At 45.5% G+C, this 26,112-nt stretch carries 21 protein-coding genes and 1 tRNA gene; 8 read left to right on the top strand and 14 right to left on the bottom strand.

All coding sequences use genetic code 11. From position 1 onward, the window contains the following. Positions 1 to 128 precede the first annotated feature (128 nt). The gene (locus FD04_RS05670) at positions 129 to 8,093 is read right to left on the bottom strand and encodes a mucin-binding protein (protein WP_056947624.1); all 7,965 of its coding nucleotides are present in this window, start codon (positions 8,091 to 8,093) and stop codon (positions 129 to 131) included. Positions 8,094 to 8,681: 588 nt separating this feature from the next. Between FD04_RS05670 and recA the strand changes: the two genes are divergently transcribed. Then, a complete protein-coding gene (gene recA, locus FD04_RS05665; RefSeq protein WP_056947623.1) occupies positions 8,682 to 9,812 on the top strand; it encodes a recombinase RecA in 1,131 nt (376 codons plus the stop codon). A gap of 98 nt (positions 9,813 to 9,910) precedes the next feature. On the opposite strand, the gene FD04_RS05660 is transcribed toward recA, so the two are convergent. The 4 genes from FD04_RS05660 to FD04_RS05645 all read right to left on the bottom strand — a co-directional run bounded on the left by FD04_RS05660 (position 9,911) and on the right by FD04_RS05645 (position 13,287). Next, on the bottom strand, positions 9,911 to 10,228 hold the full coding sequence (locus FD04_RS05660) for a DMT family transporter (protein WP_054699779.1): 318 nt from the start codon (positions 10,226 to 10,228) through the stop codon (positions 9,911 to 9,913). 223 nt (positions 10,229 to 10,451) lie between these two features. Beyond that, positions 10,452 to 11,612 carry a MalY/PatB family protein gene (locus FD04_RS05655; protein WP_056947621.1) on the bottom strand — a complete coding sequence of 387 codons (1,161 nt, stop codon included), beginning with the start codon at positions 11,610 to 11,612 and terminating at the stop codon, positions 10,452 to 10,454. Beyond that, positions 11,612 to 12,481 (bottom strand): DUF3737 family protein, encoded by an 870-nt coding sequence (locus FD04_RS05650; protein ID WP_054699777.1) that lies wholly within the window; start codon positions 12,479 to 12,481, stop codon positions 11,612 to 11,614. Before FD04_RS05650 ends, FD04_RS05655 begins: the two co-directional genes overlap by 1 nt. A gap of 239 nt (positions 12,482 to 12,720) precedes the next feature. Continuing rightward, positions 12,721 to 13,287: a DapH/DapD/GlmU-related protein gene (locus FD04_RS05645; RefSeq protein WP_235805656.1), complete on the bottom strand. Its 567-nt coding sequence runs from the start codon at positions 13,285 to 13,287 to the stop codon at positions 12,721 to 12,723. A gap of 245 nt (positions 13,288 to 13,532) precedes the next feature. Between FD04_RS05645 and FD04_RS05640 the strand changes: the two genes are divergently transcribed. Beyond that, positions 13,533 to 13,862 carry a winged helix-turn-helix transcriptional regulator gene (locus FD04_RS05640; RefSeq protein WP_054699775.1) on the top strand — a complete coding sequence of 110 codons (330 nt, stop codon included), beginning with the start codon at positions 13,533 to 13,535 and terminating at the stop codon, positions 13,860 to 13,862. A gap of 101 nt (positions 13,863 to 13,963) precedes the next feature. Here FD04_RS05640 and FD04_RS05635 read toward each other — a convergent pair whose 3' ends face one another. From FD04_RS05635 to arsC, 4 genes are all read right to left on the bottom strand, one after another. Continuing rightward, complete coding sequence (locus tag FD04_RS05635; protein WP_056947619.1) at positions 13,964 to 15,178, bottom strand: NADH:flavin oxidoreductase/NADH oxidase family protein; 1,215 nt, start codon at positions 15,176 to 15,178, stop codon at positions 13,964 to 13,966. 58 nt (positions 15,179 to 15,236) lie between these two features. Beyond that, a complete protein-coding gene (locus tag FD04_RS05630; protein WP_056947617.1) occupies positions 15,237 to 15,551 on the bottom strand; it encodes an ArsR/SmtB family transcription factor in 315 nt (104 codons plus the stop codon). Then, positions 15,551 to 16,237 (bottom strand): type 1 glutamine amidotransferase domain-containing protein, encoded by a 687-nt coding sequence (locus tag FD04_RS05625; RefSeq protein ID WP_056947615.1) that lies wholly within the window; start codon positions 16,235 to 16,237, stop codon positions 15,551 to 15,553. The genes FD04_RS05630 and FD04_RS05625 overlap by 1 nt, the downstream gene beginning before the upstream one ends. Positions 16,238 to 16,340: 103 nt before the next feature. Next, positions 16,341 to 16,745 carry an arsenate reductase (thioredoxin) gene (gene arsC / locus FD04_RS05620; RefSeq protein ID WP_056947613.1) on the bottom strand — a complete coding sequence of 135 codons (405 nt, stop codon included), beginning with the start codon at positions 16,743 to 16,745 and terminating at the stop codon, positions 16,341 to 16,343. Positions 16,746 to 16,899: 154 nt separating this feature from the next. Here arsC and FD04_RS05615 point away from each other — a divergent pair, with 154 nt between their 5' ends. Beyond that, positions 16,900 to 17,127 carry a hypothetical protein gene (locus tag FD04_RS05615; protein WP_054699773.1) on the top strand — a complete coding sequence of 76 codons (228 nt, stop codon included), beginning with the start codon at positions 16,900 to 16,902 and terminating at the stop codon, positions 17,125 to 17,127. A gap of 210 nt (positions 17,128 to 17,337) precedes the next feature. Here FD04_RS05615 and FD04_RS05610 read toward each other — a convergent pair whose 3' ends face one another. Beyond that, positions 17,338 to 17,802 carry a GNAT family N-acetyltransferase gene (locus FD04_RS05610; protein ID WP_056947611.1) on the bottom strand — a complete coding sequence of 155 codons (465 nt, stop codon included), beginning with the start codon at positions 17,800 to 17,802 and terminating at the stop codon, positions 17,338 to 17,340. Between the two features lie 145 nt (positions 17,803 to 17,947). Here FD04_RS05610 and FD04_RS05605 point away from each other — a divergent pair, with 145 nt between their 5' ends. Beyond that, positions 17,948 to 18,604, top strand: a complete 657-nt coding sequence (locus FD04_RS05605) for a VTT domain-containing protein (RefSeq protein WP_056947608.1) — start codon at positions 17,948 to 17,950, stop codon at positions 18,602 to 18,604. A 99-nt stretch (positions 18,605 to 18,703) separates the two neighbouring features. On the opposite strand, the gene FD04_RS05600 is transcribed toward FD04_RS05605, so the two are convergent. Beyond that, positions 18,704 to 19,756 (bottom strand): zinc-dependent alcohol dehydrogenase family protein, encoded by a 1,053-nt coding sequence (locus tag FD04_RS05600; RefSeq protein WP_054699770.1) that lies wholly within the window; start codon positions 19,754 to 19,756, stop codon positions 18,704 to 18,706. A gap of 180 nt (positions 19,757 to 19,936) precedes the next feature. Here FD04_RS05600 and FD04_RS05595 point away from each other — a divergent pair, with 180 nt between their 5' ends. Then, positions 19,937 to 21,043 (top strand): low temperature requirement protein A, encoded by a 1,107-nt coding sequence (locus FD04_RS05595; protein ID WP_056947606.1) that lies wholly within the window; start codon positions 19,937 to 19,939, stop codon positions 21,041 to 21,043. Positions 21,044 to 21,121: 78 nt separating this feature from the next. Here the strand turns inward: FD04_RS05595 and FD04_RS05590 are convergent, their stop codons facing one another. Then, complete coding sequence (locus FD04_RS05590; protein WP_056947605.1) at positions 21,122 to 22,924, bottom strand: heavy metal translocating P-type ATPase; 1,803 nt, start codon at positions 22,922 to 22,924, stop codon at positions 21,122 to 21,124. 197 nt (positions 22,925 to 23,121) lie between these two features. On the opposite strand from FD04_RS05590, the gene FD04_RS05585 reads away from it, so the two are divergent. The 3 genes from FD04_RS05585 (at position 23,122) to FD04_RS05575 (ending at position 24,073) form a co-directional block, all read left to right on the top strand. Beyond that, positions 23,122 to 23,337 carry a hypothetical protein gene (locus tag FD04_RS05585; RefSeq protein ID WP_054699768.1) on the top strand — a complete coding sequence of 72 codons (216 nt, stop codon included), beginning with the start codon at positions 23,122 to 23,124 and terminating at the stop codon, positions 23,335 to 23,337. A gap of 96 nt (positions 23,338 to 23,433) precedes the next feature. Continuing rightward, positions 23,434 to 23,504, top strand: a tRNA-Gly gene (locus tag FD04_RS05580). Between the two features lie 221 nt (positions 23,505 to 23,725). Further along, entirely contained in the window at positions 23,726 to 24,073 is a 348-nt protein-coding gene (locus tag FD04_RS05575) for a DUF1516 family protein (protein WP_056947603.1), read from the top strand. A 66-nt stretch (positions 24,074 to 24,139) separates the two neighbouring features. On the opposite strand, the gene FD04_RS05570 is transcribed toward FD04_RS05575, so the two are convergent. Beyond that, positions 24,140 to 24,853 carry an aspartate/glutamate racemase family protein gene (locus tag FD04_RS05570; RefSeq protein ID WP_056947601.1) on the bottom strand — a complete coding sequence of 238 codons (714 nt, stop codon included), beginning with the start codon at positions 24,851 to 24,853 and terminating at the stop codon, positions 24,140 to 24,142. A gap of 5 nt (positions 24,854 to 24,858) precedes the next feature. Continuing rightward, positions 24,859 to 26,112: a carboxylate--amine ligase gene (locus FD04_RS05565; protein WP_056947599.1), complete on the bottom strand. Its 1,254-nt coding sequence runs from the start codon at positions 26,110 to 26,112 to the stop codon at positions 24,859 to 24,861.

Genomic DNA, 26,112 nt, shown 5'->3' with positions numbered 1-26,112 from the left:
GATTTGATACGTTTTTTCACAAAAAAGCCTCCCCAACAACCCGCATCGGCGAATATGCGTGGTTGTTGAAGAGGCTCAGTTGAAAAGCGATTATCAGTGCCACTCACGGGCACCTTGCAATAAGCTAATTACTCATCTTCTTTGCGACGTTTACCTGAGAGACCAAGCGCCGCTAACAAACTCATCAGAGCTAAACCAATAGTAGCCCAAAGTGACTGGCTGTCACTGGTTTGCGGTAATTTCTGTTGACTCGAAGTCGCTGTGCCAATCGTTAACTTATTGGTAGATGGTCCCGGTTGCAGTGAACCCGTTTCGTTTACACCAGTTGTTGGTGCACTTTCAGTAACTGGCTTTGGCATCTGCTCACCCTGCCCATTTGTTCCGGGAACATCAATTTCAGGCTCCGTCTGCTGGACGCCCGTACCGGGGCTGATTTCACCAATGGTATCGGTACCAGACTGGTCCTTGCCCGGTTGATCAGTGTTAGGTGTTGCGCCCGTTCCATCCGTTTCCGGTGTTTCAGGTGTACCGTTGCCAGTATCAGTTACGCCCCCATTGTCATTATCGACGTAGGTGATCGTCGTGTCCTTACTCAAATCAGCTGGCGCTGGTGGTAAATACCCGTCTGCTGGTACCGACGGATTCTTCGGTGTCAGGGCAACGCTATCAGGGCCGACCGGCGTCTTGCCTGGTACGTAAGGGATCGTTGGCAGTTGTGGATCAGTTGGATTTAAAGTGCCAGCCGCGTTGGTTGGGTCGTTCGGGTACGGTACTGGGGCGATTCCAGGTTCACCGGTCACCCACCCACCTAACTGTTTATACACGACTTCTTCGACCACGTTTGGACTATCCACGTTTAGATTAGTGACGGCATCAATAACCGCTTTACTAGCGAAGAAACCGTTAATAAGTGGGCTGTTAACTGCATCAAACGTTGTATCACCATTCTGAGCTGTCCAATCAGTAGCCGGCGTTACCGTCCCATTTACAAGATCTACAGTAACTGTTCGTGTAAATTGAACACTATCATGATGTGTTTCAGCCACTTGTTGACCAGTCACATCCACATAGGTCACAGTTTCGCTCACGTTGCGAATGACCTGACTCTTATCATCAACACCGCTTGGCCATTTTGGACCATCTGGGTTATCAGCATCAACTGATGTACCAGGTGTCACGGTGGTTTCTGGCGTTAACGTTGCTGTAGCATGTGTGAACGTCACGGTAAAAGCCTGGACATTATCATCGATAGTATCGAACACTACGCCGGCGGTTGGATAGTTGTCTTCTTGGAGAACATAGCCCTTTGCAACTAATTCAGCAATTCGAGTAGCTGTACGGTACGCACTCGTTTCACCAGTCTTTCCGGCTAGATTGTCGACGATGCCAATCGTCATCGGTGCATTAGGATCTTCAATATCTTGGTAGGTTACCGTCGCCAATTGTGGGTTGGCAATGTAGTTGATTGGTGTTGACTGACCAGGATCAATTGGTGTTGGTGGTAGATAGCCTTGACTAGGGTCGCTCGGATCCTTAGGTTGAAGCCCTTCGCCATCAGGTCCAACCGGTGTCAGTCCAGGCACGTAAGGAATTACTGGCGCAGATGGATCAGTTACTGGCAGCACACCACCCGGATTATTTGGATTATTCGGATATGCAATGACAGGCTGTTCCGGATTATCAGTGGTCCAGCCACCAAGCTGGCCATAAGTGACCGTAATAGCTACATTTTTAGAATCTGCATTGAGGTCCATGACTGCCGCCACTACCGGTGTTGTCGTATAGTAACCTGGAATAACTGGACTGATAACGGCATCAAAGGTGGTATCAGGTGTGCCATCTGCGTTCTTAGTTTGAACTGTCCAAGTTGCAGCTGGCGTCACATCACCCGTGGTCAAATCAATCGTGGCCGTTCTCGTGAAGGTCACCTGATCACTGTGGTTATCTGCAACCTTGCCTTGTGGTCCTTCGTAACTGATGGTCTCCGTCACCACTTTAGTCAGATTGGTCACATCGTCTGATCCAACTGGCCACTTGGGTCCAGTCGGATTATTTGAATCAACTGGCTCACCGGGTTTGCCGGGGTTCTCCGGCGTGATAGTTGCAGTTCCATGAACGAAGTTAACTACGAAGGCCTGGTCCACATGATCGACCTGATCAAATGTCTTGTCGCTAGCCGAATACTCATCATTTTGAAGCACAAAGCCCTGGGCAACTAAATCTGCAATTCGTTCAGCTGTCGTGTAGGTCATCACTTCACCGGTCTTACCTTCTATGACATCAACTTTGCCTAACGTATTTGGCTGTAATTTATCTTCAACATCTTGATACGTCACCGTTGCTTTTTGAGCGTTCAGCGTGTAATCAATTGGCGTTGAAGTACCTAAATCGGCTGGGGTTGGTGGCACATACCCTTGTGTGATATCAGCAGGATCTTTAGGCTTCAAAGCGTTACCGTCGGCGTCAACTGGCGTTTTCCCCGGTACATACGGGATAACTGGATAATTCGGGTCATCCGTTGGTAACAACTGACCAGCGTTATTCGGATCGTTTGGATAATCAACGCTTGGCAGTGATGGATCCGTTGGCGTCCAAGCGCCCAGTTTTTCGTAAATCACCTCGTTTGAGATGTCATCTGAAGTATGCGTAATGCCTGACACAGCAGGCACTTCTGGGGTCATGGTAAAGTAGCCGACCACTTGTGGACTCTTCACGGCATCAAAAGTGGTATCATCGCTACCATCCGAGTTTTTAGTGGCCACCGTCCAATCATTATTCGGCGTCACTGTGCCACTCACCATGTCGACACTCGCGGTGCTGACAAAGCTTATGACATCCGTATATTGGGCTGGACCAGTTTGTGTGTCAGGTACAACATAGGTGATGGTTGACGTTACGTCCTTTTTGAGACCTGAAACGTCATCTGTACCCACTGGCCACTTCGGACCGGTTGGATTATTTGGATCGATTGGTTCCCCTGGCTTCCCAGGTGCATCTGGCGTCAGCGTTGCCGTTGCATGAACGAACCGAACAACAAAGTCTTGAACCGTTCGCCAATCGTTGTCAAATACTAAGCCGTCCTTTGGGTACTCGTCATCTTGTAACTGATAACCTCGCGCCGTTAATTCAGCAATCCGGCTCGCTGTGGTATATACCGCCGTGGTGCCGGCTTCACCCTCAATGCGATCCACTTCACCCAAAACCACTGGCTGATTTTCATCAGAAACGTCTTGATAGGTGATGGTTGCTTGTTGCGGATCTTCTGTATACGTGATTGGGGTTGGTTTACTAAGATCTTCAGGTGTCGGTGGTAAATAACCAAGCGTAGCATCGTCGGGATCTTTTGGTGTTAATGGTTTCCCATCCGGTCCTACTGGTGTCTTTCCAGGTACATACGGAATCACTGGGTAATTTGGATCAGTTGCTGGTAGTAACTGACCACCATTGTTTGGGTCATTTGGATAAGAAATTACCGGTGTAGCTGGATCATTGGTTTCCCAGCCACCAAGCGTTAGGTAAATAACTGTTTGCTCAATATCGGCCGTCTTGGCATCAATATTTGGAACAGCGTCAATCACGGTTGTCTTCGTATAATAGCCTGCTATCACGGGGCTTTTAACTGCCTCGAATGTGTTATCTGGATTTCCGAACGCATTTTTTGATGTCACTTGCCAACCTGTCTCGTCAGGCGTAATGGTGCCAGTAACCAAGTCTACTCGTCCGGTTGTGGCAAAATCAATTTGATTCACATAATCTTCTGCGAGTAATTGATTACTTTCCTCAACGTAGTGTATCGTTTCGACGACGGATTTGGTAATGGTCCCCACATCATCAGAACCTGTAGGCCATTTTGGTCCATTCGGATTGTTGGCATCGATAGGATCACCAGGAACCCCTGGTTGTTCAGGTGTTATTGAAGCATTTGCATGAACAAACGTCACAAGAAAGGCTTGATCTTCGTTATTCACATTATCAAACTTCACGGCCGACGTTGGATAGCCATCAGCCACTAGTTGGTAACCTTGCGCCACCAATTCGTTAATCCGGTCAGCCGTAGCATAATCGATTGTTTCGCCAGTTTTACCAACCAGTACGTCAACGATGCCAATTGCAACTGGTTTGTCTGGAATCTGAATGTCTTGGTAAGTGACAGTAGCCCGTTGTGGATTAGCCGTATACGTGATTGGCGTTGGTTGACTCAAATCAGCTGGAACTGGTGGAATGTAACCTTGCGTTGGATCATCCGGGTTCTTAGGAATCAGCGCATTACCATCTGGTCCAAGTGGAGTCATACCTGGTACGTAAGCAATGACGGGTGACTGAGGATCAGTTAACGGTAGAATGCCGTTACCATTATCCGGATCATTGGGATAAATGATTGCCGGCAATGAAGGATCGGTTGGCACCCATGACCCTAACTGACGATAGGTCACCTCAGTCGTGAGATTATCAGTCGTTGGCGTTACATCCGTAACTGCTGGCACCTGCTTAAGTGAGGCAATGTAACCGTTAATCACCGGACTTAGGACTGCGTCAAAGGCCGTATCTTCTGTACCATCAGCATTTTTAGTCACCACTGTCCAAGTATCAGCAGGTGTGACAATACCAGTCAAGATATCAACCGTTGCGGTTCGAGTGAATGTCACATGATCGACTACCGTTGGCGCTGCATTATCACCGTTTTCAAACACATAAGTAATCGTGGACGTGACATCCTTTGTTAAGGCCGATACGTCATCCGTTCCGGCGGGCCACTTTGCACCATCGGCAACATCTGGATCTATCGGCTGTCCTGGCTGCCCCGGTTTATCTGGGGTAATCGTGACGACTAAATGAATGAAGTTCACTGTAAAGGTCTGAACGGTTTGATAATCATCATCAAATACGACACCGTCCGTTGGATAATCATCTGTTTGTAACTGGTAGCCTTGTGCCGCCAATGCTTTGATTCGGTCAGTCGTTCGGTAATCTGACGTAGTGCCAGCATCACCTTCAATTTGATCAACGTCACCTAGAATACTTGGCTCGTCTGGATTTTCAACATCTTGATAAGTGATTGTGGCTTGTTGTGGATCCGCAAGGTAGTTAATTTCTGTGTTGCCGCTTAGATAAGTTGGTGTTGGCGGAACATAGCCTTCACTGACGTTTGACGGATTCTTAGGCGCTAACGGCACACCTTCCGGTCCAACCGGCGTCATCCCAGGTACATACGGAATTACCGGATAATTTGGCGCAGTGTTTGGTAAAATTCCCCCACTATTATTCGGGTCGAATGGGTACCGGATGTCTTTAATATTAGGATCGTTAGTTTGCCAACTTCCTAAAGTTAAATAAATGACGGTGGTGGTTTGATCAACCGTCTTTTCGGAAATACCCGTCTGCTCTGGCACTACTGGATCAAGTGTATAATAACGGGCCACACTAGGACTCACAACTGCATCGAATGTCGTATCCGGTTCACCATTCGCATCAGGCGTTACTGGTACCCATTTTTCATCGGAATTGAGTGCGCCAGTGATCAAATCAATGGTCCCAGTCGTTTCAAACTGAAGTTTTTGGGTCTGAGAAGGCCAAACAATATTGCCTTCATCATTGACGTAATCAATCGTACTCGTCACCACTTTTGATAGCGCCGAAACGTCCTGAGAATCTGCCGGCCATTTTGGCCCATCAGGATTGTTGGGGTCGACTGGTTCACCCGGTTTAATCGACGTGTTTGATGATACTGGCGCTAAGATGTGGACAAAGTTAATGAGATACTTTTGATCGATATTTTGATCAAAATCGTACGTCATGCCACTGGCGGAAAATTGATTTTCAATCATTGAATACCCTGAATTTATAGCATCGTTAATATCAGCTTGAGGTGAATAATTGATGATATCACCGGAATACCCTGGTTGGTCATAGATGAAAAGTTGGACTGGATTGCTTTCATCCGTGACGTCTTGGCCAATTACCGTCACTTTCTGTTCATCTGCAGAATAGGTAATCGCAGTGTTTTTCAAGGGGTCAACTGGGACGGGGGCAATGTACCCGCCAACTGGATTATTGGCATCCTTTAACTTTAGCTGATTGCCATCCATTTGAGCCGTATACCCCTGATAGAACGGAATTTCCACTCCTGTCACATCGATGGTAGTTGGATCATCTTTCGCATTCGGGTACGCAATTGGCGTCACCGGTTGCGTATAGCCTGTGAAGGTGTACTGGCCAACTGGGTTATAAGTCACGTTCACAGTTGTTAACGGCTTCGTTGGATCTGCATTGGCTGCCGGCACCAACTCGGTGGCTGCAAGATAACCTGAAACGGTTGGTGGCGTGACCGCCGCAAATGAGTCATTAATTTGCCATGCGCCATACGTCACGTTACTTAAGCTACTATTGATGTAATTACCTGAAACAGCACGTGTCATTTCAACGTTTTGAGTTGTCTTGGATGCTAACACTTGATTACTACTGTCCACGTAATTAATGACACGTGAAATCACGTTTTTCTGTTGGGCGATATCTGCACCTGGTGTGTCACCCAAGTTATTACTCTCAACAACGTAGAGTGCATCATTGGCGTTAAACGTCCCAGCCAAGTTGGCCGACCAATTGTAGTCATTACCAACTACGACCTTTAACGACTTAGTGCCATCCACTGTGGAAATGGTAATCGTATCACCAGCAGCCGTCCCTGTCCCTCTCATAATCATGTTGCTTACCGTGCCAGCACCATTGTATGGCTGCCAATCGGTTATCGCGGGATTCAGGTTAATCGTAGTTGGGGTTACCTGCATGAACCCCCAGTGAAGGGAGAAACCATCGGGTAACGGGAGCGTGTTAATGTCGTTACTATCCATCATTTCTTGGAATTCAAAGACTAGTGAACTGTCTGCTGTTGGGAACGTAAACTCATTTTTATATCCTGGGATTGTAATTGGTACTATTTCATACTCCCACCGTGCGAAATTTGGATCATATAACTCCACATTACTACTTGAAGTAACCGCACCAGCACCATTTAAGGTTGCTAATTTAATCATCACATCGTTGGCAATTTTATTCGTGCCACTTGACGTAAGCGTTTTAGCACCAAAATTAAGCGTCACGACTGAATTTTGGGTTAACTCTAGCTGACCGTCCACGGTTCGTGTATTGGTAGCAGTCAACGTGTAATTGCCTTGATACATCTTATTAGTCAAAATCTCATTCGATAATTTATTTGGTAGCGGCGTCCACGAGGTTGATTGATTTGGATTGATAGTGAAATTGGTTATTCGAATAACTTCTTTTCCGTCAAAATAATAGGTAATTGCAGGTGCAAGTTTTGAGACATCAGTTGTTATCACTGGGCTAGGAAATTTTTTGGCTGCGAACCCATCGGTCAAAGCCATCGCAGTGATATCAACGGCCGCAGTATTAATGTCGGATGCGTGAACTGTCGATGCCGCAACAGCCGCCAATGCAAGTGGTGCAATCGGCGCGTTCACGATATTTTCGGGTATCGCTGGTACTTCAACCGGTTGAGCCGCAACCACAGTACCAGAATCGGCCACCGAATTAGACGTAGTTGACTGTGGTGCTACTGTTGGCGGACCAGATTCAGCTTGTGATGAACCCGTAGTGTTACTATTTGACTCGGGTTGAGTTGTCGGGTTCGATGATGATTCGGAAATGGACGCCGGTGGTGTCACAGTTGGCTGTGAATCTGCGACAGTACCAGCTGTGGCTGAATTATCTGGTTGCACTGTTTGGCTACTTCCGGCATTTGACGACTGGCTTTCACCCTTTGTCTGGTCAGTAGTATTCGCCAGTTGATCTGCGGTTGTAGAAGTTTCATCCGTATTCAAGTTTGCGACATCAGTAGTCGTTGGTTGCTCTGCGGGTGGTGCAACGGTCGACTGATCTGAGATCAAACTTGACGACACACCTGATTCAGTTGTATCTGCTTTAACCTGCCCCACTGAAACCGTCATGCCAAAAGCTACGGTAGCTAACCCGGCAATTACCCATTTGGTTCCAGCTTTATATAGTTTAAACCATACCTTCTTCTGCTCGACGTCGTCCAACAATTTTTGCCGTTGTCGATTGGTCTGCTTTTTCATCCTATACCCACCCTCTCCAAAATGCATATACAACAGATACCGTTAGGAAATCATGTATATTATTTCCTAATTGGTATAGTCGATTTTAAAGAGTCAGATTCGATTATGCAACCATTATTCGTTAAATTGAATAAAGTAGGTACAGGCCTCTTAACTTGTCAAGGAATTGCACAAGTTATCGACACCGATACTGATTGACACAATGTTCTTATTTTAAATTAATTTTTATAATGGCTATATACATTCAAAATAGTATTAAGATTTGACACTTTTCTTCGATTGAAAACCAATTTAGATGATAAAATAGAGACTTAATCAATAATCGTATCTTGACTTACCCAGAAACTTCTAAAAGTGCGTCATACAAAATGAAACAATCTTTGGGGTTCTTGGCGTAGTTAACATCAGTTGGTTTTCTTTAGCCATGCGTCAAATTTTCTGATTCAATGGATAAACGCTACTTTATTTTTTTAAACTCATTTATCTGTTTTTATTTTCGTCGTTCCACTTGTAATCTGGTTAATCCATGTTAAAATTAATATACTGACTAGAACAAATGTTCGTTAAAATTTGGAGGATACAGCAATAATGCCTTATAAATCATTAGACTCAAAAGCCGAAACTAAAGCTGAAGCTAAAAACCAAGAAGCCCGCCAAGCCGAACTTGACCGCGCCCTTAAAAAAATTGAGAAGAACTTTGGTAAGGGTGCCGTTATGCGGATGGGTGACGCAACTAACACCGACATCGACCGTTTCTCAACTGGTTTGATGTCCTTGGATCACGCCATTGGTGGTGGTTATCCTAAGGGGCGAATTATCGAAATTTACGGCGCTGAATCATCTGGTAAAACGACCTTGGCCCTAGCAGCCGTTGCCCAAGTTCAACGCGATGGTGGCACCGTTGCCTACATCGATGCTGAAAACGCCATTGATCCAGTTTATACTAAAGCCTTAGGCGTTGATCTCGATAGCTTACTCTTATCACAACCAGATACGGGTGAACAAGGTCTCGAAATTGCCGATGCGTTGGCAGCCAGTGCCGCAGTCGACTTGATCGTGGTTGACTCAGTGGCCGCTTTGGTTCCTCAAGCTGAAATTGAAGGCGAAATGGGTGATTCTCACGTTGGCTTACAAGCCCGTTTGATGTCCCAAGCCCTCCGTAAGCTGGCCGGGACCATCAACAAGAACCACTGTACGATGATCTTCATCAATCAATTACGTGAAAAAGTTGGTGTGATGTTCGGTAACCCTAACGTCACCCCTGGTGGCCGGGCACTTAAGTTCTATTCATCAATCCGAATGGAAGTCTTTGGTTCTGAACAAGTTAAAGAAGGTTCAGGCGACAAGATGGAAGTTGTTGGTAAGATGACTAAGATCAAGATCACTAAGAACAAGGTTGCTGCCCCATTCAAGCGTATTGAAGTTGAAAACGTCTTTGGTAAGGGTCTATCGCGTGTGTCTGATCTGTTGAATCTGGCCGTTGACAACAACGTCATTCAAAAAGCCGGTGCTTGGTATTCATACAACGAAGACCGAATCGGCCAAGGTAAGACTAACGTTCGTAAGTATCTGGAAGATCACCCAGAATTACAAACCGAAATTGAAGCCAAGATCAAAGAAATCTGGGCTAAAGAAGATGCCCCTGAAGAAGAACCAAAACCAGCTGATAAAGCGACTAAGGCTAAACCGGCTGATAAGGACACCCCAGAAACTAAATAACCAATGCATTCCCCTAACATTTTAAAAGGCTAATCACTCCGATTTACTCAGAGTAATTAGCCTTTTTTCTGCATGACAATATCACAAACCATTAGTTTCTAATGACTCGTCAGTTTAATGCCAATGATGCCAATGAACAAGCACCCTACGAAAAACCAAGTCAGCGGACTCAATCGATCACCAAACAAGACAACACCGATAATAACGGTCCCAACCGCCCCAATTCCAGTCCAAATCGGATATGCAATGCTCATCGGCAGTCGTCGAGTCGCTTCTGCGAGACACCAAAAACTAATCAACATGCCAATGATCGTCAGTGCGGTGAACCCAAGCTTATGAAACCCATCACTAAACTTCATGAATGTTGCCCACACGACTTCAAACACCCCTGCAACCACTAAGTAAATCCAAGCCATCTTAATACACTCCTTTAAATACAAAACACCACAGCGACATCCTATTAAGCCTAAAGGATGTGACTGTGGTGCGCTGCCCGGCGGCAGAATAATTACCTTAGCAAAAGATTAACACGCGACTCGTATAAAGGTCAAACCGCTTAAACCGACGTCAAGCTGCGTTAATGTGAAGATACGACACGAAATTAAGAACCATCTGCCTGAGACATTGAATCAAAATCATTTACGATTGAAATGTCTCAATGCCCCGCTTTAACCGCTTCAACCCATCTTGCAACATTGCTGTTGGACAGGCAAAGTTCAACCGCAAAAATTGTGGCCCGTTGCCGCGATAAACTGAGCCTGACGATAAAATCAAGCCTGTGGTTTTTCGAATTGAAGCTGTCAGTGCATCCGCATCATCCGTGATGGCACTCACATCAAGCCACATTAAATAAGTTGCCGTGCTTTGAACCACTTTGACAGCTGGCACGTTGGCCGCCAAATAATCAACCGCTAATTGATAGTTTTGATTTAATTTGGTCTTGAGTGACGCGAGCCAGGCATCACCTTTCGTATACGCCGCAATCGTACCAGGGATGGCCAGTAAGTTGGGTTCTGCCAGCTCATCCGTATTCAACCCCCGATTAACGACTGAACGAAGATCGGCGTTGGGGACGATCACGGTTGCGACATGCATCGCTGCCACGTTGAAGGTCTTGCTCGGGGATACTAATGAGATCACATTTTGATTAAGTGGTGCTGGTAACGAAAAGGCCGGTGTGTAATCTGGCCCATTCAAGACCAAGTCACCATGAATTTCATCAGAGACCATCACCACGTGGTGTGTCTGACATAATGTTGCAATACGAGTTAGCTCAGATTCAGACCAGACTTTACCAACTGGATTATGCGGGTTACATAAAATCATCAGCGTGGTTAAGGGTTGGGCAAGCTTCGCCTCTAAATCAGTCCAATCAACCGAATACTGACTACCATCGTATACTAAATCGCTAGATAACACGTGACGCCCGTTATTTTCAATCGAATTGTAGAAAATATTATACACCGGTGCTTGAACTAAAACGTTGTCACCAACGTTTGAAACCCGACGAACAATCGAAGAGATTGCCGGGACCACGCCAGTACTTAAATTGAGCCAGTCTGTGTCGGGTTGCGCGTGATGTTGGCGCGCATACCAGCCCGCAACCGCTTCAAAATAAGTATCATGTGGCTCTTCATAGCCAAAGGCCCCCAATTGAAGTTTGGCTTGCATCGCGGCCACAATTTCAGGTGCCGTCTGAAAGTCCATATCAGCGATCCACATGGGTAACTCACCGTCTTTGACGTCCCACTTTACCGAATCAGTGTGCAACCGCTGAGGCGCATTATCAAAGTCATACATTACGCAGTCTTCCTTTCTGAAATTGGCTCATCCGTCGTGATTTGAACCTGAGTAAAGTCAATGTCTGGGTCATCCAAAATTAACTCACCAATACCGTGGGCTTTAATTTTGCCACTAATGGGATTTTTAACACTCATAACATCACTATTAATTTGAGCGTCAATATCGGCGCAGTATTCAAAAGCCAGATCCGTGTGAAGCAAGCGACAATTGGTCATCTTCAAATGCTTGATGTAACAGAGCCCCTGATTGCTTTCAATCGTACAATTAATGAGCGTTAGGTTTTGCGTGTTCCAAGCCAAATACTCACCACTAATGGTTGAATCATAAATGGTGACATTTTCGCAATTCCAAAAAGCATCTTTGGAGACCAGCGTTGAGTGATGGACCTCAACGTTTTTGGCACCATCAAAACAGTAATTGCCAATTAAATTAACGTGATCCAGATATAGGTTAGTGCTGTCCTTGCCGAAATAATCACCGTTCACGGTCACGTTGGTCAACTGAACATCATCACAGGTCCAAAGCGTTTCTTCCGCGTCTGAAAAGTGAACGTGATCCAATTTAATTTGGCTGCACCGCCGAAAAAGTTTGGGCGCCTGCAGCGCACTATTGGTGACACTAATATCGTGAGTATACCAGATACCCGAGCGTGACATGGTTTCAAAAATAGTATTGTCTACCGTGACGTGCTGACTGTACCACAGCGGGTATTTCCATTGAAAAATTGAATGATGGAGTGCGATGTTTTGGCTTTCCTTGAGTGGTGACTCACCGTTGCCAAAAGTTGTGCCATCAATATCAGCACCATTTAGCCCAAAAAGTGAACGTTCACCTTCATAGTAACCATCAGTAATTTTAGTTGTCATAAATTTTTCCTCCGTTTTAACGCCGAAAATTGATTCAGGCTAACTTACTATCCAAGTAATAAAACCCAAGTCACTAAAAATTCTTAGCGACTTAGGTTTGTTGGAAGTGTCTGTCATTTCGTTTGAATATCTTGCTTAAAATAAAAAAGGACTTCAATCCGTTAGCGACACTAGCTTTACTGATTAAGTTAAAGTTAGCATACTGCGTTGACAAGGCAACTGTCAACGTTGGCTAAACATCAGGCCTGATCAGTGGCCTGAATTGGCCGGATAATTTTCGCTGGCACCCCAGCGACCACCATCCTTGGCGGTACGTCCTTGGTCACTACCGCACCAGCCCCAACAATCGCATCGTGGCCAATCGTCACACCAGGTAACACGGTCACACCCGCGCCTAACCAAGCGCCATGCTCAATGTGCACCGATTTCAACTCTAAATCACGTCGATGAGCGGGATCTTCTTGGTGATTAACGGAAATTAACGAAACACGTGGTCCAATCAAAGCATCGTCGTCAATGGTGATGCCACCCAGGTCAACGAACAAGCAATCTCTGTTGATAAAGACGTGCCGACCCAATTTTGTGTGAGGCCCAAAGTCAGTTTGAAATGGTGGATTGATCACCGTCTCAGCTGGCAACGGGTAGCCCAGGATGTGTTGCATGGCTGACCGGCGAACTGTTTGATCAGTTGTTGTATTGAATCGCACCAACTGATTACTGGTTTCAGCCACAACTGCATCCACCTGTTGTGCCAATTGGCCCCTAAAGGCAACTGGACCAGCATTGATTAATTGTTCGAGTATCATCGACATGTCGCCACCTTTCTTTGCATAAGTTTTAGTTTAGAGCCAAGTTTTAATTCTGTCTAATACCTCCATTGTATGTTGGACTATACGTGAAAGGCATGACGCAACTCGAATTGGTTGGTACCGTCAATCTGTTCTTAACTCAGAGCATCTGACCAGACTCAAACCCAGAGTCACATTACTGGTGTTTATCAATCCCCGCATTTATACTAATCTGTATCTACTAAAAAAGGCAGTGATCTACAATGGTCGTTCGTGACACCAGCATCGGCACCCAAGCGGGCCTGGCCGTGTTATCCAACCGGTGGTATGCGCTTATTCTTCAAAATTTGGATAGCGACTATCAGGATTTTATGACACTCAGAGAGCAGGTTCGTGGCATTTCAACGTTTAAGTTGTTAATTGCCCTCTCCAATCTAACTAATCTCAGCTTGGTCGATTCAACCCAGGATTACCAATATCGGTTGACCCTTGATGGTCAGGCGTTTCAAAATGAGTTGAACCAGTTAGAAAACTGGGGTAATCGTCAGCTGCATCAAACCGGTGAAGTCCGTTTACCACATCGAAATTCATAAGTTTAACCAAAATAACCGTTACCCTCATCAAGGTAACGGTTATTTTGATGTATCTCAATTAGCCTGGCATCCATTACGCTATTTCAACGATACCACTGATATCATGCCCGCTGCGGTTTCATCATGGCTAGCCCTTGCGTGCGCAAAGCAAAAATCAGTGGCACCCAAGCGTTCTTCGTTAATTTAGGTGCTTTTCCCGTAGCAATTCGTCGCATCTGCATCTCGTAATAACTCAAGCCAATATAGGAACCGGCCTTTTGATCAACTGCTTTAATGCCAGTTGATAGTCGTTCGAGTTGAATGGCGTGAAATTGGCCCTTAGCTGCTCGATTGGGTAGATCTGGCATGAGCGCAAGGCCACGGGATAAACCAACGAGTTCGGTTTCACCGTTTTCAACTGCGTGTGCCATCCCAGTTAAACTTTTAAATCCGCCAGTAACCAGCACTGGGGTGTTCAGTCCCTGCTTAGCCTTAGCGGCGTACTTTGTGAAAAAGGCGCCCTTCTCATTGCTCCCCTGAATGGTGGTGTTCTCGTAATTACCGCCCGAAATTTCAATGAGGTTGATACCCAGATCAGACATCCGGTGAATCACTTGAATGGAGTCGGCTTCACTGAACCCACCGTCTCGAAAATCTGAGCTGTTGATTTTGATTGCCACCGGAAACGCTGGTCCAACCTGACGCCTAATCGCCAAGTACACTTCCTCAATGATCCGCATCCGATTGATCAGACTACCACCGTACTCGTCGGTTCGAACATTAGCAATCGGTGATAAGAATTGACTGAGCAAATACCCGTGAGCGGCGTGAATCTCAACACCGCCAAAACCCGCCTTTTTTACGACAGCTGCTGATGTCGCAAATTTCTCAACAATTTGGTGAATTTCGGCAACTGTTAGCGCTCTTGGGGCATTGAAAGCAAATGCATTGTCGCCTTCCAGCGGTACAGCACTTGGGGCCACTGGCGTTGGGTTCATGTAGCGTGGCGATTGTCTACCCGGGTGGTTGAGTTGAACCCAAGTCTGGGCACCGTTTGTTTGACCAGCCTGAGCCCACGCCCGTAAAATTGGTAAATCACGTTCATCGTCAATCACCACGTTGCCTTTTTCACCGAGGGCAGTTCGATCAACCATGACATTACCAGTGATCAATAACCCAGCACCACCCTGTACCCATTCCCGGTATAAGTTCACCAACAGTTGAGTCGGTCGTTGCTGATGATCACCTAAAATTTCACTCATGGCTGGTTTTACGAAGCGATTCTTTATTACTGTTCCGTTGTTTAGTGTTAGTGGTTGAAACATCGTGCTTGTCATTTTAATTACTCCTTTTATTTGTTTAAACATTTAAACCTATTGTTCAAAAAAGAAAGCCTTAATGGGCTTTTTTTCCTAAATCAGCTCGCAGCGAGGCTGACAGTTCATCCAGCAGTGCCAAGGCGTCATCCATATGAATGCTATAATAGCGCTCCGTTCCGCTCTTAGTGACGTTGACCAATCCCGCATCCTTCATTAATTTCAAATGATGAGAAACTGCTGGTCGTGACAATGAGAGTGCATCTGTGATTTGGTTAACGGTCATCTGATCCGTCTTACAAAGCATGACGACGATTCGCTGTCGATTTTCATCTTGCATCATCGTAAAAATGGGAATGCCCCGTTTAAAAATCGCCATTGTTTGTTCTGCCATTATGAGGCCTCCTGTAAGTGTGCAATGAGTAATTTGGCAACCGGTCGGACTGAAAATGGGTTTTGACCGGTAATGAGCTGACCATCTGCAATTGCGTATGGTTTGTAGAACCGTTTCTTTTGAAACACAGCGCCGTGACTGGTAGCCACTTGTTGATTCAAAAATGGGACTACCGATTTCTTGCCGGCAATAATCTCCTCTGCCGTCGTAAAGCCGGTCACCTTTTTGCCAGCAATCAAATATTGACCGTCAGCATCTCGTAAGTTGAGTAAACCAGCGATGCCGTGGCAAACTGAAGTGACGTACCCACCCTGCTGATAAATTGTCTGAGCGATTTTTTGGAGTGGCTGGTCGTTTGGAAAGTCCCACATCACGCCATGACCGCCAGTGTAATAAATGGCAGCATAATCTTCAGTATGAACTTCTGCAGGTGTCATCGTGTTGGTTAAGCCGCGCGTCACAAAATCTTGGGATTCGTAGATCCGCATGATTTCATCATCCGTGTACTTCATACTGCGGGGATCTAGTGGCACAAATCCGCCTTTCGGACTCACAAAATCAAATTCAATGTTGGCCCGTTGAAGTTCATCTACAAATTCGGCAGCTTCGCCAAGCCAAAGTCCGGTTGGGTCGTTGGTCTGACCATATCGCGTAACGTTTGTTTCCACAATCAATACTTTCTGCATGTTAATTACTCCGTTCATATGTTTAAGATTTTAAACCATTAAACCATGACAGAACAACTCTGTCAATCATTGATGACAAAAAAATGCCACCAAATGATGTTGCTTACGATACCAACGCGGCCACCCGGTGTCGAATGTCATCTCGAACTGTTCGAAAAACGGCCAATTGTTCGGCCACAGTCCCGTTCGCTTGGGCCGGATCAGGTAACGGCCAATGCTGCTTTTGCACCGATGCCGGTGTCATGGGACACTTGTCACGAGCATCCCCACATAAAGTCACCACTAAATCACACTGATTGAGGTAGTCAAGATCAATTAATTTGGCGTACTGATTGGAAATATCGATGCCGACTTCTGCCATCACGGTTACCGCCTTGGGGTTTAAACCGTGCATTTCGATCCCAGCACTCTCCACTTGCCAGTCCGGTCCCATTAATGCCTTGCCAAAGCCCTCAGCCATCTGACTACGACAGGAATTACCGGTACATAAAAAGTAAATTTTTTTCATGGTGATCTCCGTTCGTTTCTACAGTGTTTAGGATGCTAAATTTTTGCGGTCTAGTCAATGTATTTTGCTCGAAAGATTCTCAATGAGCACTATTCACGTGGAATCACTTGATTTACGATATACTTAACATTATTAACTTAAAGAAGGTGCTCATATGAATTCACAACAACAATTTTTGAACTTTTTCATCGATAGAACCCTGCCAGATAAGCAAGATGAAGCAAAAGCTTTTCTGCAAAGCGCATTTGAGCAACAGGCAAAAGGCAGCTTCGACAAAGCTGCTTTCACCGAATTAGCCGGTAAATTGATGCCACTTTTGATACCGGAAAAAGTGACGGAAGTAAAAACGGCCATGCGCAAATTTGCTGAACAACTTAAATAACATTACCGCAGGATAACGTCGCAGAACTCAATAACTGGGTTCTGCGACGTTATTTGTCTATCGGTTTAAAATCGCCCCTTCAAAGCGACTAAACGTATCAACCCACAAGCAGCCCTGAAGAGCTAAATTACTATTCTTGTATACTGAATCTGAAAAACACTTAATCGATTAAAACCATTTGTAAGTAACAATAAGCTGTTATATCAATGGTTATTTTAGATTGAGTTCCAATCGAATCATGTCCCTCAACACTAACCCATTCTCTTCAATTGGTCGGGAATAATGACGTACGAAGAAATCACGATCCACACCGACCATCCGGAAACCCAACTTTTGGTAGAGATATAGTGGCCCAAAACTAGTACTACCCGTGCCAATCGCCAGAGTCGTTACTTTTTCAGCTCGACAATGTTGGATAACCTCATTAATTAACTGAGCGCCAATGCCGTGATTTTGATAGTCATCACGAACAGCAAGATTCACAATTTCAACGGTTAAGGGCCGCGTCGTCAATGTACAAATAACCCCCACAATCTGATCAGCCGACTTAGCTACCCGAATCTCGGCGCGGTGAATGTAGGACTCAATCATTTGTTCATCAGGATCTGCCGATAAGAGGAGTACCATCATCTCATCCGTAACCTGTTTTGGCACCTCAAACGTTATAGCTGTCATCATGTCACCACCATTTCTGTGAATTCCTAATCTAGCCTTCAGATTACCATACTTTTGCTTGCGAACAAATCCAGTTAAACTAATTTCATCCTTAAACCATAACAATGCTCGCTAAATACAACCATCAATTACTGGAGATGAACCTATGATTACAAGCTTATTAGTTGCTTTTTTAAATCTGAATCACTTACTGCCGCTTTTAATTGGCCAGTATGGCAGTCTCGTTTACCTTGTACTATTCCTCGTTATTTTCATTGAAACGGGTGTGGTGGTCTTGCCATTTCTACCCGGTGACTCCTTACTATTTTTGAGTGGTTCGCTGGCAGCCCTTAGCGGCACGACATTGAACCCACTGCTACTCATTATCATCTTGTCAATCGCCGCCATTCTTGGTGATACCGTTAACTTTGAAATTGGTAAACACTTCGGCCATCATTTAACTTCACCACGTTTCCAACGTTGGATCAAACCGAAGTACTTACATGATACAGAACGATTTTTCACCAAACATGGCAACGCCGCAGTCTTTTTGGGCCGTTTCATGCCACTCATTCGAACTTTCATTCCCTTCACAGCTGGTATTAGTAAAATGGCCTATCATCGCTTTATCTTATACAACGTTTTAGGCGGTTTGAGCTGGGTCAGCGTGACTGTACTAGCCGGTTTCTTCCTTGGTAACATTGCCATCGTCAAAGCCCACTTTGAACTCATTATGTTGGCAATTGTCGCAATTTCGCTCTTACCAGCCATGCTAATGGCACTGCGTCGCAAGTTAAAGAAACCCGCAACGCCGGTTAATTAAACATCGAATATAGTTCTATATGAAAAAGCGATTCAAGCTTACCTAAACGGGAAAGCTTGAATCGCTTTTGTTGTGGGTATCCATACGTCTTTACGGGTGTTACTTCTCTGATAGCTCATCAACAATTAACAATGACTTGATGGCTTCGCGGTTATCCATCGCCTCATAAGCTGATTGAACGTCATCTAAACTAAAGCGCTTGGTAAAGACCAACCCAGGATGAATATCACCCTTCAAGACAGCATCTAACAGAATTTTTTTATCATAAGTGGTAACTGAAGCAATTCCACCACGCAGACCAATGTTCCGCCAAAATAAGCCGTTGGTATCGATTTCTGGCTGTTGGGGGACGCCAACTCGGCCGACAATCGCACCAGGTCGACCAACTTGAACAGCGGTTTCAACCGACTGATTCGTCCCGACGCATTCCAAAACCGCATCTGCACCCGTTCCATTAGTTAGCGCCATAACAGCTGCAACTGCAGCATCACCACGCTCAGCAATAATATCAGTAGCACCAAACTGCTTTGCTAGTGCTTGACGGTCAGCATGCCGACTCATGGCAATGATGCGGGTCGCACCACGTAATTTCGCTGCAATGACACCGCATAACCCAACTGCACCGTCACCCATGACCACCACGGTATCACCCGGCTTAACTTCGGCGCTGGCAGCTGCATGGTAACCAGTTGCCATTACATCGGAAAGCGTCAGCAAATCATTCAGTTGATCGTCCGTATAATCTGACGGTTGACCCGGAATTTTAACTAATGACCAGTTGGCGTGCTTGTACCGTAAGTATTCACCCTGATAGCCGACTACCTCGTCATCGACCGGTGTTAAACAGTTCCCATCAAAACCGGCAAGACAAGCCGCACAGTGACCACATCCATGTGAAAACGGTGCAATCACAAAGTCGCCGGGTTTCACATCGGTCACTTCGTCGCCCACTGACTCAACAATACCAATCGCTTCGTGACCCACTGGTGTGCCGTGCTGGCGTTCACTGATGCCACGGTACCACCATAAATCAGAACCACAGACACACGCCCGTACAATTTTAAGAATTGCGTCAGTTGGTTGCTGAATCTCTGGTTTTGGTAAATCTTGAACTTCAATTTGACCTGGTTTTACAAAAACTGCTGTTTTCATATTTGTCATCTCCATTAACTTAATTAACTGTTCATTATCAGTTCATTACGAACTCACAAGCTGAGCTTAACCCTTGAAGTGGACTTCAAGGCAAGTACTTTTTAAGTGAAATTTCTAATTGCCGATTTGACCAATCAATCGGATAATGAACGTAGTAAGCAAAACTTGGGGGAAAGTAAAATGGCAGAACAATTATCCAAACGGGTCACTTTAATCGAAGCATTTTATGATTTAGTGTTTGTCTACATGATTTCACGGGCCACCGCACTGATCCATCAACTAACTGACGGCGTCGTTAAACCCACCACCTTTTTAATTTTCACGTTCGTCGTTATCGTGTTTATTAACTCGTGGATGGTTCAAACCGTTTTTACCAATCGCTATGGCAGCTCATCTTGGTCTGATATGTTTTACGCTTTTGTCGACATGGCAATCGTGCTCTACATGTCTAACTCCTTTTCCGGGAGTCTCACCTATGATTTACATCCGTTCTTCATCGCTGCCGGATTGCTCTCAGCAACGTTATTAGCGCAATACTTAGGCGTTCGTTTAAAAACAGCGGCCCAAATTGACCAGCAGATTGCGACGGTGTTTATCTATATTCTATTAATTCGAACCTGCACGCTGCTTATTGCCGGATTCATTCCAGAACCGATCGGCATTCCACTCGCCTTAGTCGGCATTATCAGTAGTTGGATTGCACCTAGTTTCACTGGTAAATACACGAAGCACCACCCGATTATTTTTTCACATCTTGTGGAGCGGTTATCCTTACTCACAATTATTATGTTCGGCGAAACCATTGTCGCCATCGCGGGTTACTTCACTAAGCAAACCCTCAGCATCGGTTCAGTGATGGTTTTTGCAGTCGTGGTGGCGTTATTCTTTACGTATATCGCCGAATTTGACCATCTCATCAATAATCAACGTCGTGGCGAAACTGGTAATTTACTGATCTACTTACACTACCCGATTATTTTCGGGCTCAGTCTAATCACCGTCGCGTTAAATTTTGTTGGTGAATTAGATCATAACTTCGACTTTCCGGTTACCATGCTTTACCTTGGGTTATTACTCTTTTATATTGGGATTGGCTTAGCAACTCGCTTCAACCGACAACCGTTTGCCCATGGGTTATTCACACGGACGATATTTATCTTGAGCTGGATCATTGCGTTTGCGGCCGCCTTGATGGCCGAAGACTTCTATACAATTGTCACCATTACGCTAGTTGACACGCTGCTCATCAGCTATTTGATGTTTCAAGAAGTTAAATTACACGTATGAAGGGCTACACTCAAGAATAAATCAAAAAAATCACGTGCTAAAGTCGATGATAACAACCAGAGCACGTGATTTTTAAATTCATTCTCGACCCCGACTCCGGGCCTTCAATGCCCACAGAATCGTCACCGTATCGACGACTTCTTGCAACATCGCCCCAATAATGGTTGGTATCACACCCACGCTGGCAATCAGCATCAAAATTGTACAGATGAGAATCCCAATTAAAACGGATTGCCGTGCTACCGACATGGTTTCTCGTGAGATTTTAACCGCCCGTGCAATTCGCATCAGGTCGTCTTTTAAAATCACCACGTCCGCCGATTCGCTGGCAGCGGTGGCACCGTGAACACCCATGGCAATCCCAACGTCAGCTGTCACTAATGATGGTGCATCATTGACACCATCGCCTACCATGGCAACTGGATGCTGAGTTGATGGCACTTCCTTTAAGACTGCGATTTTGTCATGAGGCAAACACTCTGCGTGTACGTCATCGATACCGACTTCATCCGCAATTTGAGCGGCAATCGGCTGCCGGTCACCCGAAATCATCATGAGGTGGGAAATTCCAAGTTGGTGCAATTGGGCCATCGTAGCAGCGGCTTCGGGACGCACGCGATCCGCAAAAACGACGCAGCCAACGTATTGACCAGCTACTGACACATACACCGCTGTTTCGTCAACACGCTGAATGGCCCCTTTGGGCATGACGTAATCCGCTTTGCCGGCTTTAACTAATTTGCCATCAATGGTCGCTTGTACCCCTTCACCAGTCACTTCCGTGGCATCACTAATATCAGGCAACGTCGTGGTCACCGCTTGAACCAGCGACCGCGCTAAAATGTGGTTGGATTGTTGTTCAACTGCAGCTGCTAACTTTAAAACCGTTTCAGCATCGTACCCGGCTTCGGGACGGGTCTCGGTTACTGTGAGTTGCCCCAACGTGATCGTCCCCGTTTTATCAAACGCCATTGTTTTGATCAATGCCAATTTTTCAATCGTCGTTCCGGTTTTAACGATGACACCGGCCTGACTAGCGCGGCCCATACCCGCTACCAGTGCAACGGGTGCGGCCAAAATCAATGGACACGGGGAAGCGACCACGAGTACCTGCGCAAACCGCGTTGAGTCACCGGCGACCGCCCAAGCGATACCGGCAATCACGTACGCCAGAATGGTAAATGGCACGGCATAGCGGTCAGCCAGCCGAACAAAGTGGGCAGGTTGTGATTCCGCTTGTTTCACTAACTTCACGATATTTTGGTACTGACTATCCGCCGCCCGTTTATCAGCCACTAAGCGCACTGCCGTATCACCGTTCAGCGACCCAGACATCACCATGTCACCAGGTCCTTTATCAATTGGCTTCGATTCGCCGGTCAGCGAAGACTCGTCAACCGTTGCTGTACCACTTAAAATTGTCCCATCCACGGGCACAATCTCACCCGGCTTGATCAGTAATTTATCACCGACTTGAACGTCCTCAGCCACTACGTCCTTTAAATCTTCTTCTATAATCACGTGCGCCACTTGTGGTGAATTTTCTAACAGCGCCTGCAGATCAGAATTGGCCTTGTGAGTCGCATAATCTTCTAGTGCATCCCCACCGGTAAGCATTAGGAGCACAATCAGTGCCGCCCAGTACTCGCCAATCGCCAACGTGGCAATCACGGCCGTAATTGCAAGCAAATCCACACCAAACTTACCGGATCTCAGTGTTTTGACCATATCGATAAACATCAATAGTGCAATGATGGAACCCAAAACCGTCACAAGGAGCTGTGCCCAACCGTTTTGCTGAACGCCAAACGCTAAAATGAGTGCGAGGACACCCACGATCAATACCGCCCACAGTCGCTTGTAATTCGATAACTTTGCCATGATTGTCGTCTCCCTTCACAGTTAATGTAAACGCTATCTTAATTATATATGAGTTTGACCTAGATGGCGAGTCAGGTGCGAATCAATCAATTTGACACCAAGTTTTCTAAAATTCCAATGAATCTGGAAAAAGGGGTTGTATTTGCAAGTGGAGTCTGATATTATCTTTTTCATCATGCGAAGTGGAGGACGACCAAATGGCAGAACATCAGATCGGCGACTACGTTAAGGGCAAGAAGTTTGGCTCTTTTGAACACGATTTTGAAGGTGAAATTGAAAAGGTATACGAAAACGCCGTATTAATTCACATCTTAAGTTTCGATAACGAAGACCGCATCTTAGTTGGTGAACTGAACAACCGGGCCATCGTGCGCAAAGGCGATGCCACCCCAGCTAAAGTGAAGGCCGAATAATAAACCGTAACAGAACACTTTTTCTGAAAACTGTTCATTTTTATGCAATTTTATGCTGACAAATGAATGATTTCATGTTATAGTTGTTACTGTTATGCGGGTATAGTTTAGTGGTAAAATCCAAGCTTCCCAAGCTTGTGTCGCGGGTCCGATTCCCGTTACCCGCTTAAGATGAACTAATGAACGTGTGTCAAGATTTATTAAAATTCCCTAGATTAAGTTCTAGGGAATTTTTTTCATCATGGATATCTTTCAACCCCCTTAAAGTCACTATAAGCTTTCATAAAGCCAATTCAAATCTACATGTCACCGTGGTAAACTGGAAATGATAGCGTTTCAACGGTGAATCCCCGTCACCAACTCTAGAATTCAAGGACGTGACAACTTCATGTGGCTCTCAATTTATTTTGCTAGTTTAATTTTGCTGATTCCCTTTACGCTGATTGGTCTCAGCCGAACCTCTGAAAAAAGAATCGCACAGTGGTTAATCTTTGATCGCTTAATCTACCTCATCATGGCTACGGCCATGGTGGTCTTAACGATTCGAACGTTTCATCATTCACCACTGTTAGTTTCGTTCAAAGGCCTGCTGGCTGTGTTGGTTATCATCTTAATTGAGATTGCCTTTGGCCGTAAACAGGAGCAGTCTTTACCAATCAAATGGCAAGTGGTCGTCACGGTTGCCATCTTAATCACCGCGGTGATCGATATTGTCCTGACGCTTCATTCCATTTAATCACAACAACAAAAGCAGCTTTGAGCCGAACTTACCGTCCGCTCAAAGCTGCTTTTTTGACGCATTCTAGTTACCCTTTTGATACTTCAGTGCTAATTCAAGTGAACGATCGACCAGAATTGACTGGCTGTCCACCATTGGTTTATCCGTCACGGGCTCACGATCCTGCGCTAAGGACAGTTCCGTACAACCAAGGACTAGCGCATCACAGTGCGTTTCATCAAACATTTGTTGGACAAGGCCGTGGTAAAGTTGTCGATCAACCACGTTGTTGTCCTTAATGTTGTCGTAAATCAACCGATTAGTCTGTTCTTGCACAGACTGACTTGGTGCGGCAAATTCATAACCAGCATTTAAAATCTCGTGATCATAAATGTGGTCGTAAATCGTCCCTTCAGTGGCAATCAAGCCAATTTTGCGCGCATTCGGATACGTCGTTTTAATCGACTTAACCGCTTCTCTTGGCATGTGCAAAATCGGAATATCGGTCGCTGCCTGCAAGTCATCATAGAAATAGTGCGCCGTATTACATGGCAGCGCAAAGAAATCGGGCCCCAACTGACTTTGTTTTTTAATATCGTCCAGCAAAGTCGGTAATGGATTTGGCTGACTATGATCTTTGATATACGCCGTTCGATCCGGCACCGTGGCGTGATTGACCAAGATATAATCCAAGTAATCTTGATCACGTTGCGCAGGTGTCCGTTCGTTTAGCTGATGCAGGTAGGTTTCGGTGGCTTCCGTCCCCATCCCACCGATAATCGTAAAGAAGTGTTGCATTCAGATCACCCCTTGTTTTCTGCGAAGTAGCGATCAAAGTTCTTCGTATAATTATGATTCATCCACTTGATTAACGCCCAGCGTTTTAAATTCATATCGTCTGAGTACTGGTAAGTGGTCCCGTAACGACCAGCCGCAATGAGTTTCAGAGCACGGGCCTTATCGTCGTTTTCACGAGCGTATTTTTTGAAGACTTTTACCGGCACACCTAACCACAGGGCATGTTGGGACTCATCTTGATTCCCATACACGGTTGGTTGGTCAGCTAAGTCTTGTTTGACGTAATCTTTCACAACCCAATCGGCCAAGTTATAACCATTCAAGGTCACAAAGAAGCTGCTGCGACCCTGTCGTAAGTTAATTTCAAACAACTTGAACGTGTTATCCCGGACATCGTACTTCATATCAAAGTTAGCATAACCGGTGAATTCAATCTCTTCTAAAAAGCTCTTAATTTGCTGGTAAATGGCTTCGTTATATTCGGGTAAAATTGCGACATAATTACCAATCGCGGATGGTGCTGGGTCTTCCAGTAATGGATGGCCCAGACACATCATCTTCACGTGGTGGTGTTGGTCAACATACGCGTTTAAAACCCGCATGTTACTATCATCACCAGGGATAAAGTCCTGCAAAATAAAATCAGACTTGTAGCCATTGGCGTACGCAGCATCGAGAACTCGGTCAAACTCTTCTCGTGACTGAATTCGAAAGGCCTTTTTGCGCCCTTCGAAGTGAACGTCCAACCATTCCACACTGTTTGCTGGTTTAAGCGCAACTGGGTAATCAAATGGTTGTTCGACAACGGTCTGATTGTCATGTTCTGCCTTAGAAATGGTCTTGGTTGCAGGATAAGGCAAGTTGTATTTGTCACAAATCTCGTAGAACCGTTCCTTGTTGTTCAAGTGCTTCAACAAATCATAGTCAATGTATGGACAAATGAAAACGTCAGACAGTTCGTCCTTATGTTTAGCAATCAATTCAGCATAGCCGTCACCACACCCAATCAAAATCACGGGTTCTTCATGGTCGCGGTAGCGTTCCTTGAGTTGGCGCATCGTGTTGATCCAAACTGGATCCTCGTCAAAGCCAGGGAACAGTTCCAAATCGACAACTTTGGTAAACCGAGTGGGTGCCAGTTGAATTGACGCAAACGCCTTAACTGGTTGGTGATACAGCGCATAAAGTGACCGCGCCATTCCATAGACATTAAAATCACTACCCAATAGGATTGGGGTAAACTTTGGTGTTTCTGACAT

The sequence above is a fragment of the Secundilactobacillus odoratitofui DSM 19909 = JCM 15043 genome (genome assembly GCF_001434895.1).
In the GTDB taxonomy this organism is placed as follows: domain Bacteria; phylum Bacillota; class Bacilli; order Lactobacillales; family Lactobacillaceae; genus Secundilactobacillus; species Secundilactobacillus odoratitofui.
The sequence above is the reverse complement of the archived record's forward strand: the minus strand, read 5'-3'. Positions and strand labels throughout refer to the sequence as shown.

Excerpts from the sequence above, each read along its gene's own strand:
- FD04_RS05670 (WP_056947624.1), bottom strand. The coding sequence starts at position 8,093 with ATGAAAAAGCAGACCAATCGACAACGGCAAAAATTGTTGGACGACGTC.
- recA (WP_056947623.1), top strand. The coding sequence starts at position 8,682 with ATGCCTTATAAATCATTAGACTCAAAAGCCGAAACTAAAGCTGAAGCT.
- FD04_RS05660 (WP_054699779.1), bottom strand. The coding sequence starts at position 10,228 with ATGGCTTGGATTTACTTAGTGGTTGCAGGGGTGTTTGAAGTCGTGTGG.
- FD04_RS05655 (WP_056947621.1), bottom strand. The coding sequence starts at position 11,612 with ATGTATGACTTTGATAATGCGCCTCAGCGGTTGCACACTGATTCGGTA.
- FD04_RS05650 (WP_054699777.1), bottom strand. The coding sequence starts at position 12,481 with ATGACAACTAAAATTACTGATGGTTACTATGAAGGTGAACGTTCACTT.
- FD04_RS05645 (WP_235805656.1), bottom strand. The coding sequence starts at position 13,287 with ATGATACTCGAACAATTAATCAATGCTGGTCCAGTTGCCTTTAGGGGC.
- FD04_RS05640 (WP_054699775.1), top strand. The coding sequence starts at position 13,533 with ATGGTCGTTCGTGACACCAGCATCGGCACCCAAGCGGGCCTGGCCGTG.
- FD04_RS05635 (WP_056947619.1), bottom strand. The coding sequence starts at position 15,178 with ATGACAAGCACGATGTTTCAACCACTAACACTAAACAACGGAACAGTA.
- FD04_RS05630 (WP_056947617.1), bottom strand. The coding sequence starts at position 15,551 with ATGGCAGAACAAACAATGGCGATTTTTAAACGGGGCATTCCCATTTTT.
- FD04_RS05625 (WP_056947615.1), bottom strand. The coding sequence starts at position 16,237 with ATGCAGAAAGTATTGATTGTGGAAACAAACGTTACGCGATATGGTCAG.
- arsC (WP_056947613.1), bottom strand. The coding sequence starts at position 16,745 with ATGAAAAAAATTTACTTTTTATGTACCGGTAATTCCTGTCGTAGTCAG.
- FD04_RS05615 (WP_054699773.1), top strand. The coding sequence starts at position 16,900 with ATGAATTCACAACAACAATTTTTGAACTTTTTCATCGATAGAACCCTG.
- FD04_RS05610 (WP_056947611.1), bottom strand. The coding sequence starts at position 17,802 with ATGACAGCTATAACGTTTGAGGTGCCAAAACAGGTTACGGATGAGATG.
- FD04_RS05605 (WP_056947608.1), top strand. The coding sequence starts at position 17,948 with ATGATTACAAGCTTATTAGTTGCTTTTTTAAATCTGAATCACTTACTG.
- FD04_RS05600 (WP_054699770.1), bottom strand. The coding sequence starts at position 19,756 with ATGAAAACAGCAGTTTTTGTAAAACCAGGTCAAATTGAAGTTCAAGAT.
- FD04_RS05595 (WP_056947606.1), top strand. The coding sequence starts at position 19,937 with ATGGCAGAACAATTATCCAAACGGGTCACTTTAATCGAAGCATTTTAT.
- FD04_RS05590 (WP_056947605.1), bottom strand. The coding sequence starts at position 22,924 with ATGGCAAAGTTATCGAATTACAAGCGACTGTGGGCGGTATTGATCGTG.
- FD04_RS05585 (WP_054699768.1), top strand. The coding sequence starts at position 23,122 with ATGGCAGAACATCAGATCGGCGACTACGTTAAGGGCAAGAAGTTTGGC.
- FD04_RS05575 (WP_056947603.1), top strand. The coding sequence starts at position 23,726 with ATGTGGCTCTCAATTTATTTTGCTAGTTTAATTTTGCTGATTCCCTTT.
- FD04_RS05570 (WP_056947601.1), bottom strand. The coding sequence starts at position 24,853 with ATGCAACACTTCTTTACGATTATCGGTGGGATGGGGACGGAAGCCACC.
- FD04_RS05565 (WP_056947599.1), bottom strand. The coding sequence starts at position 26,112 with ATGTCAGAAACACCAAAGTTTACCCCAATCCTATTGGGTAGTGATTTT.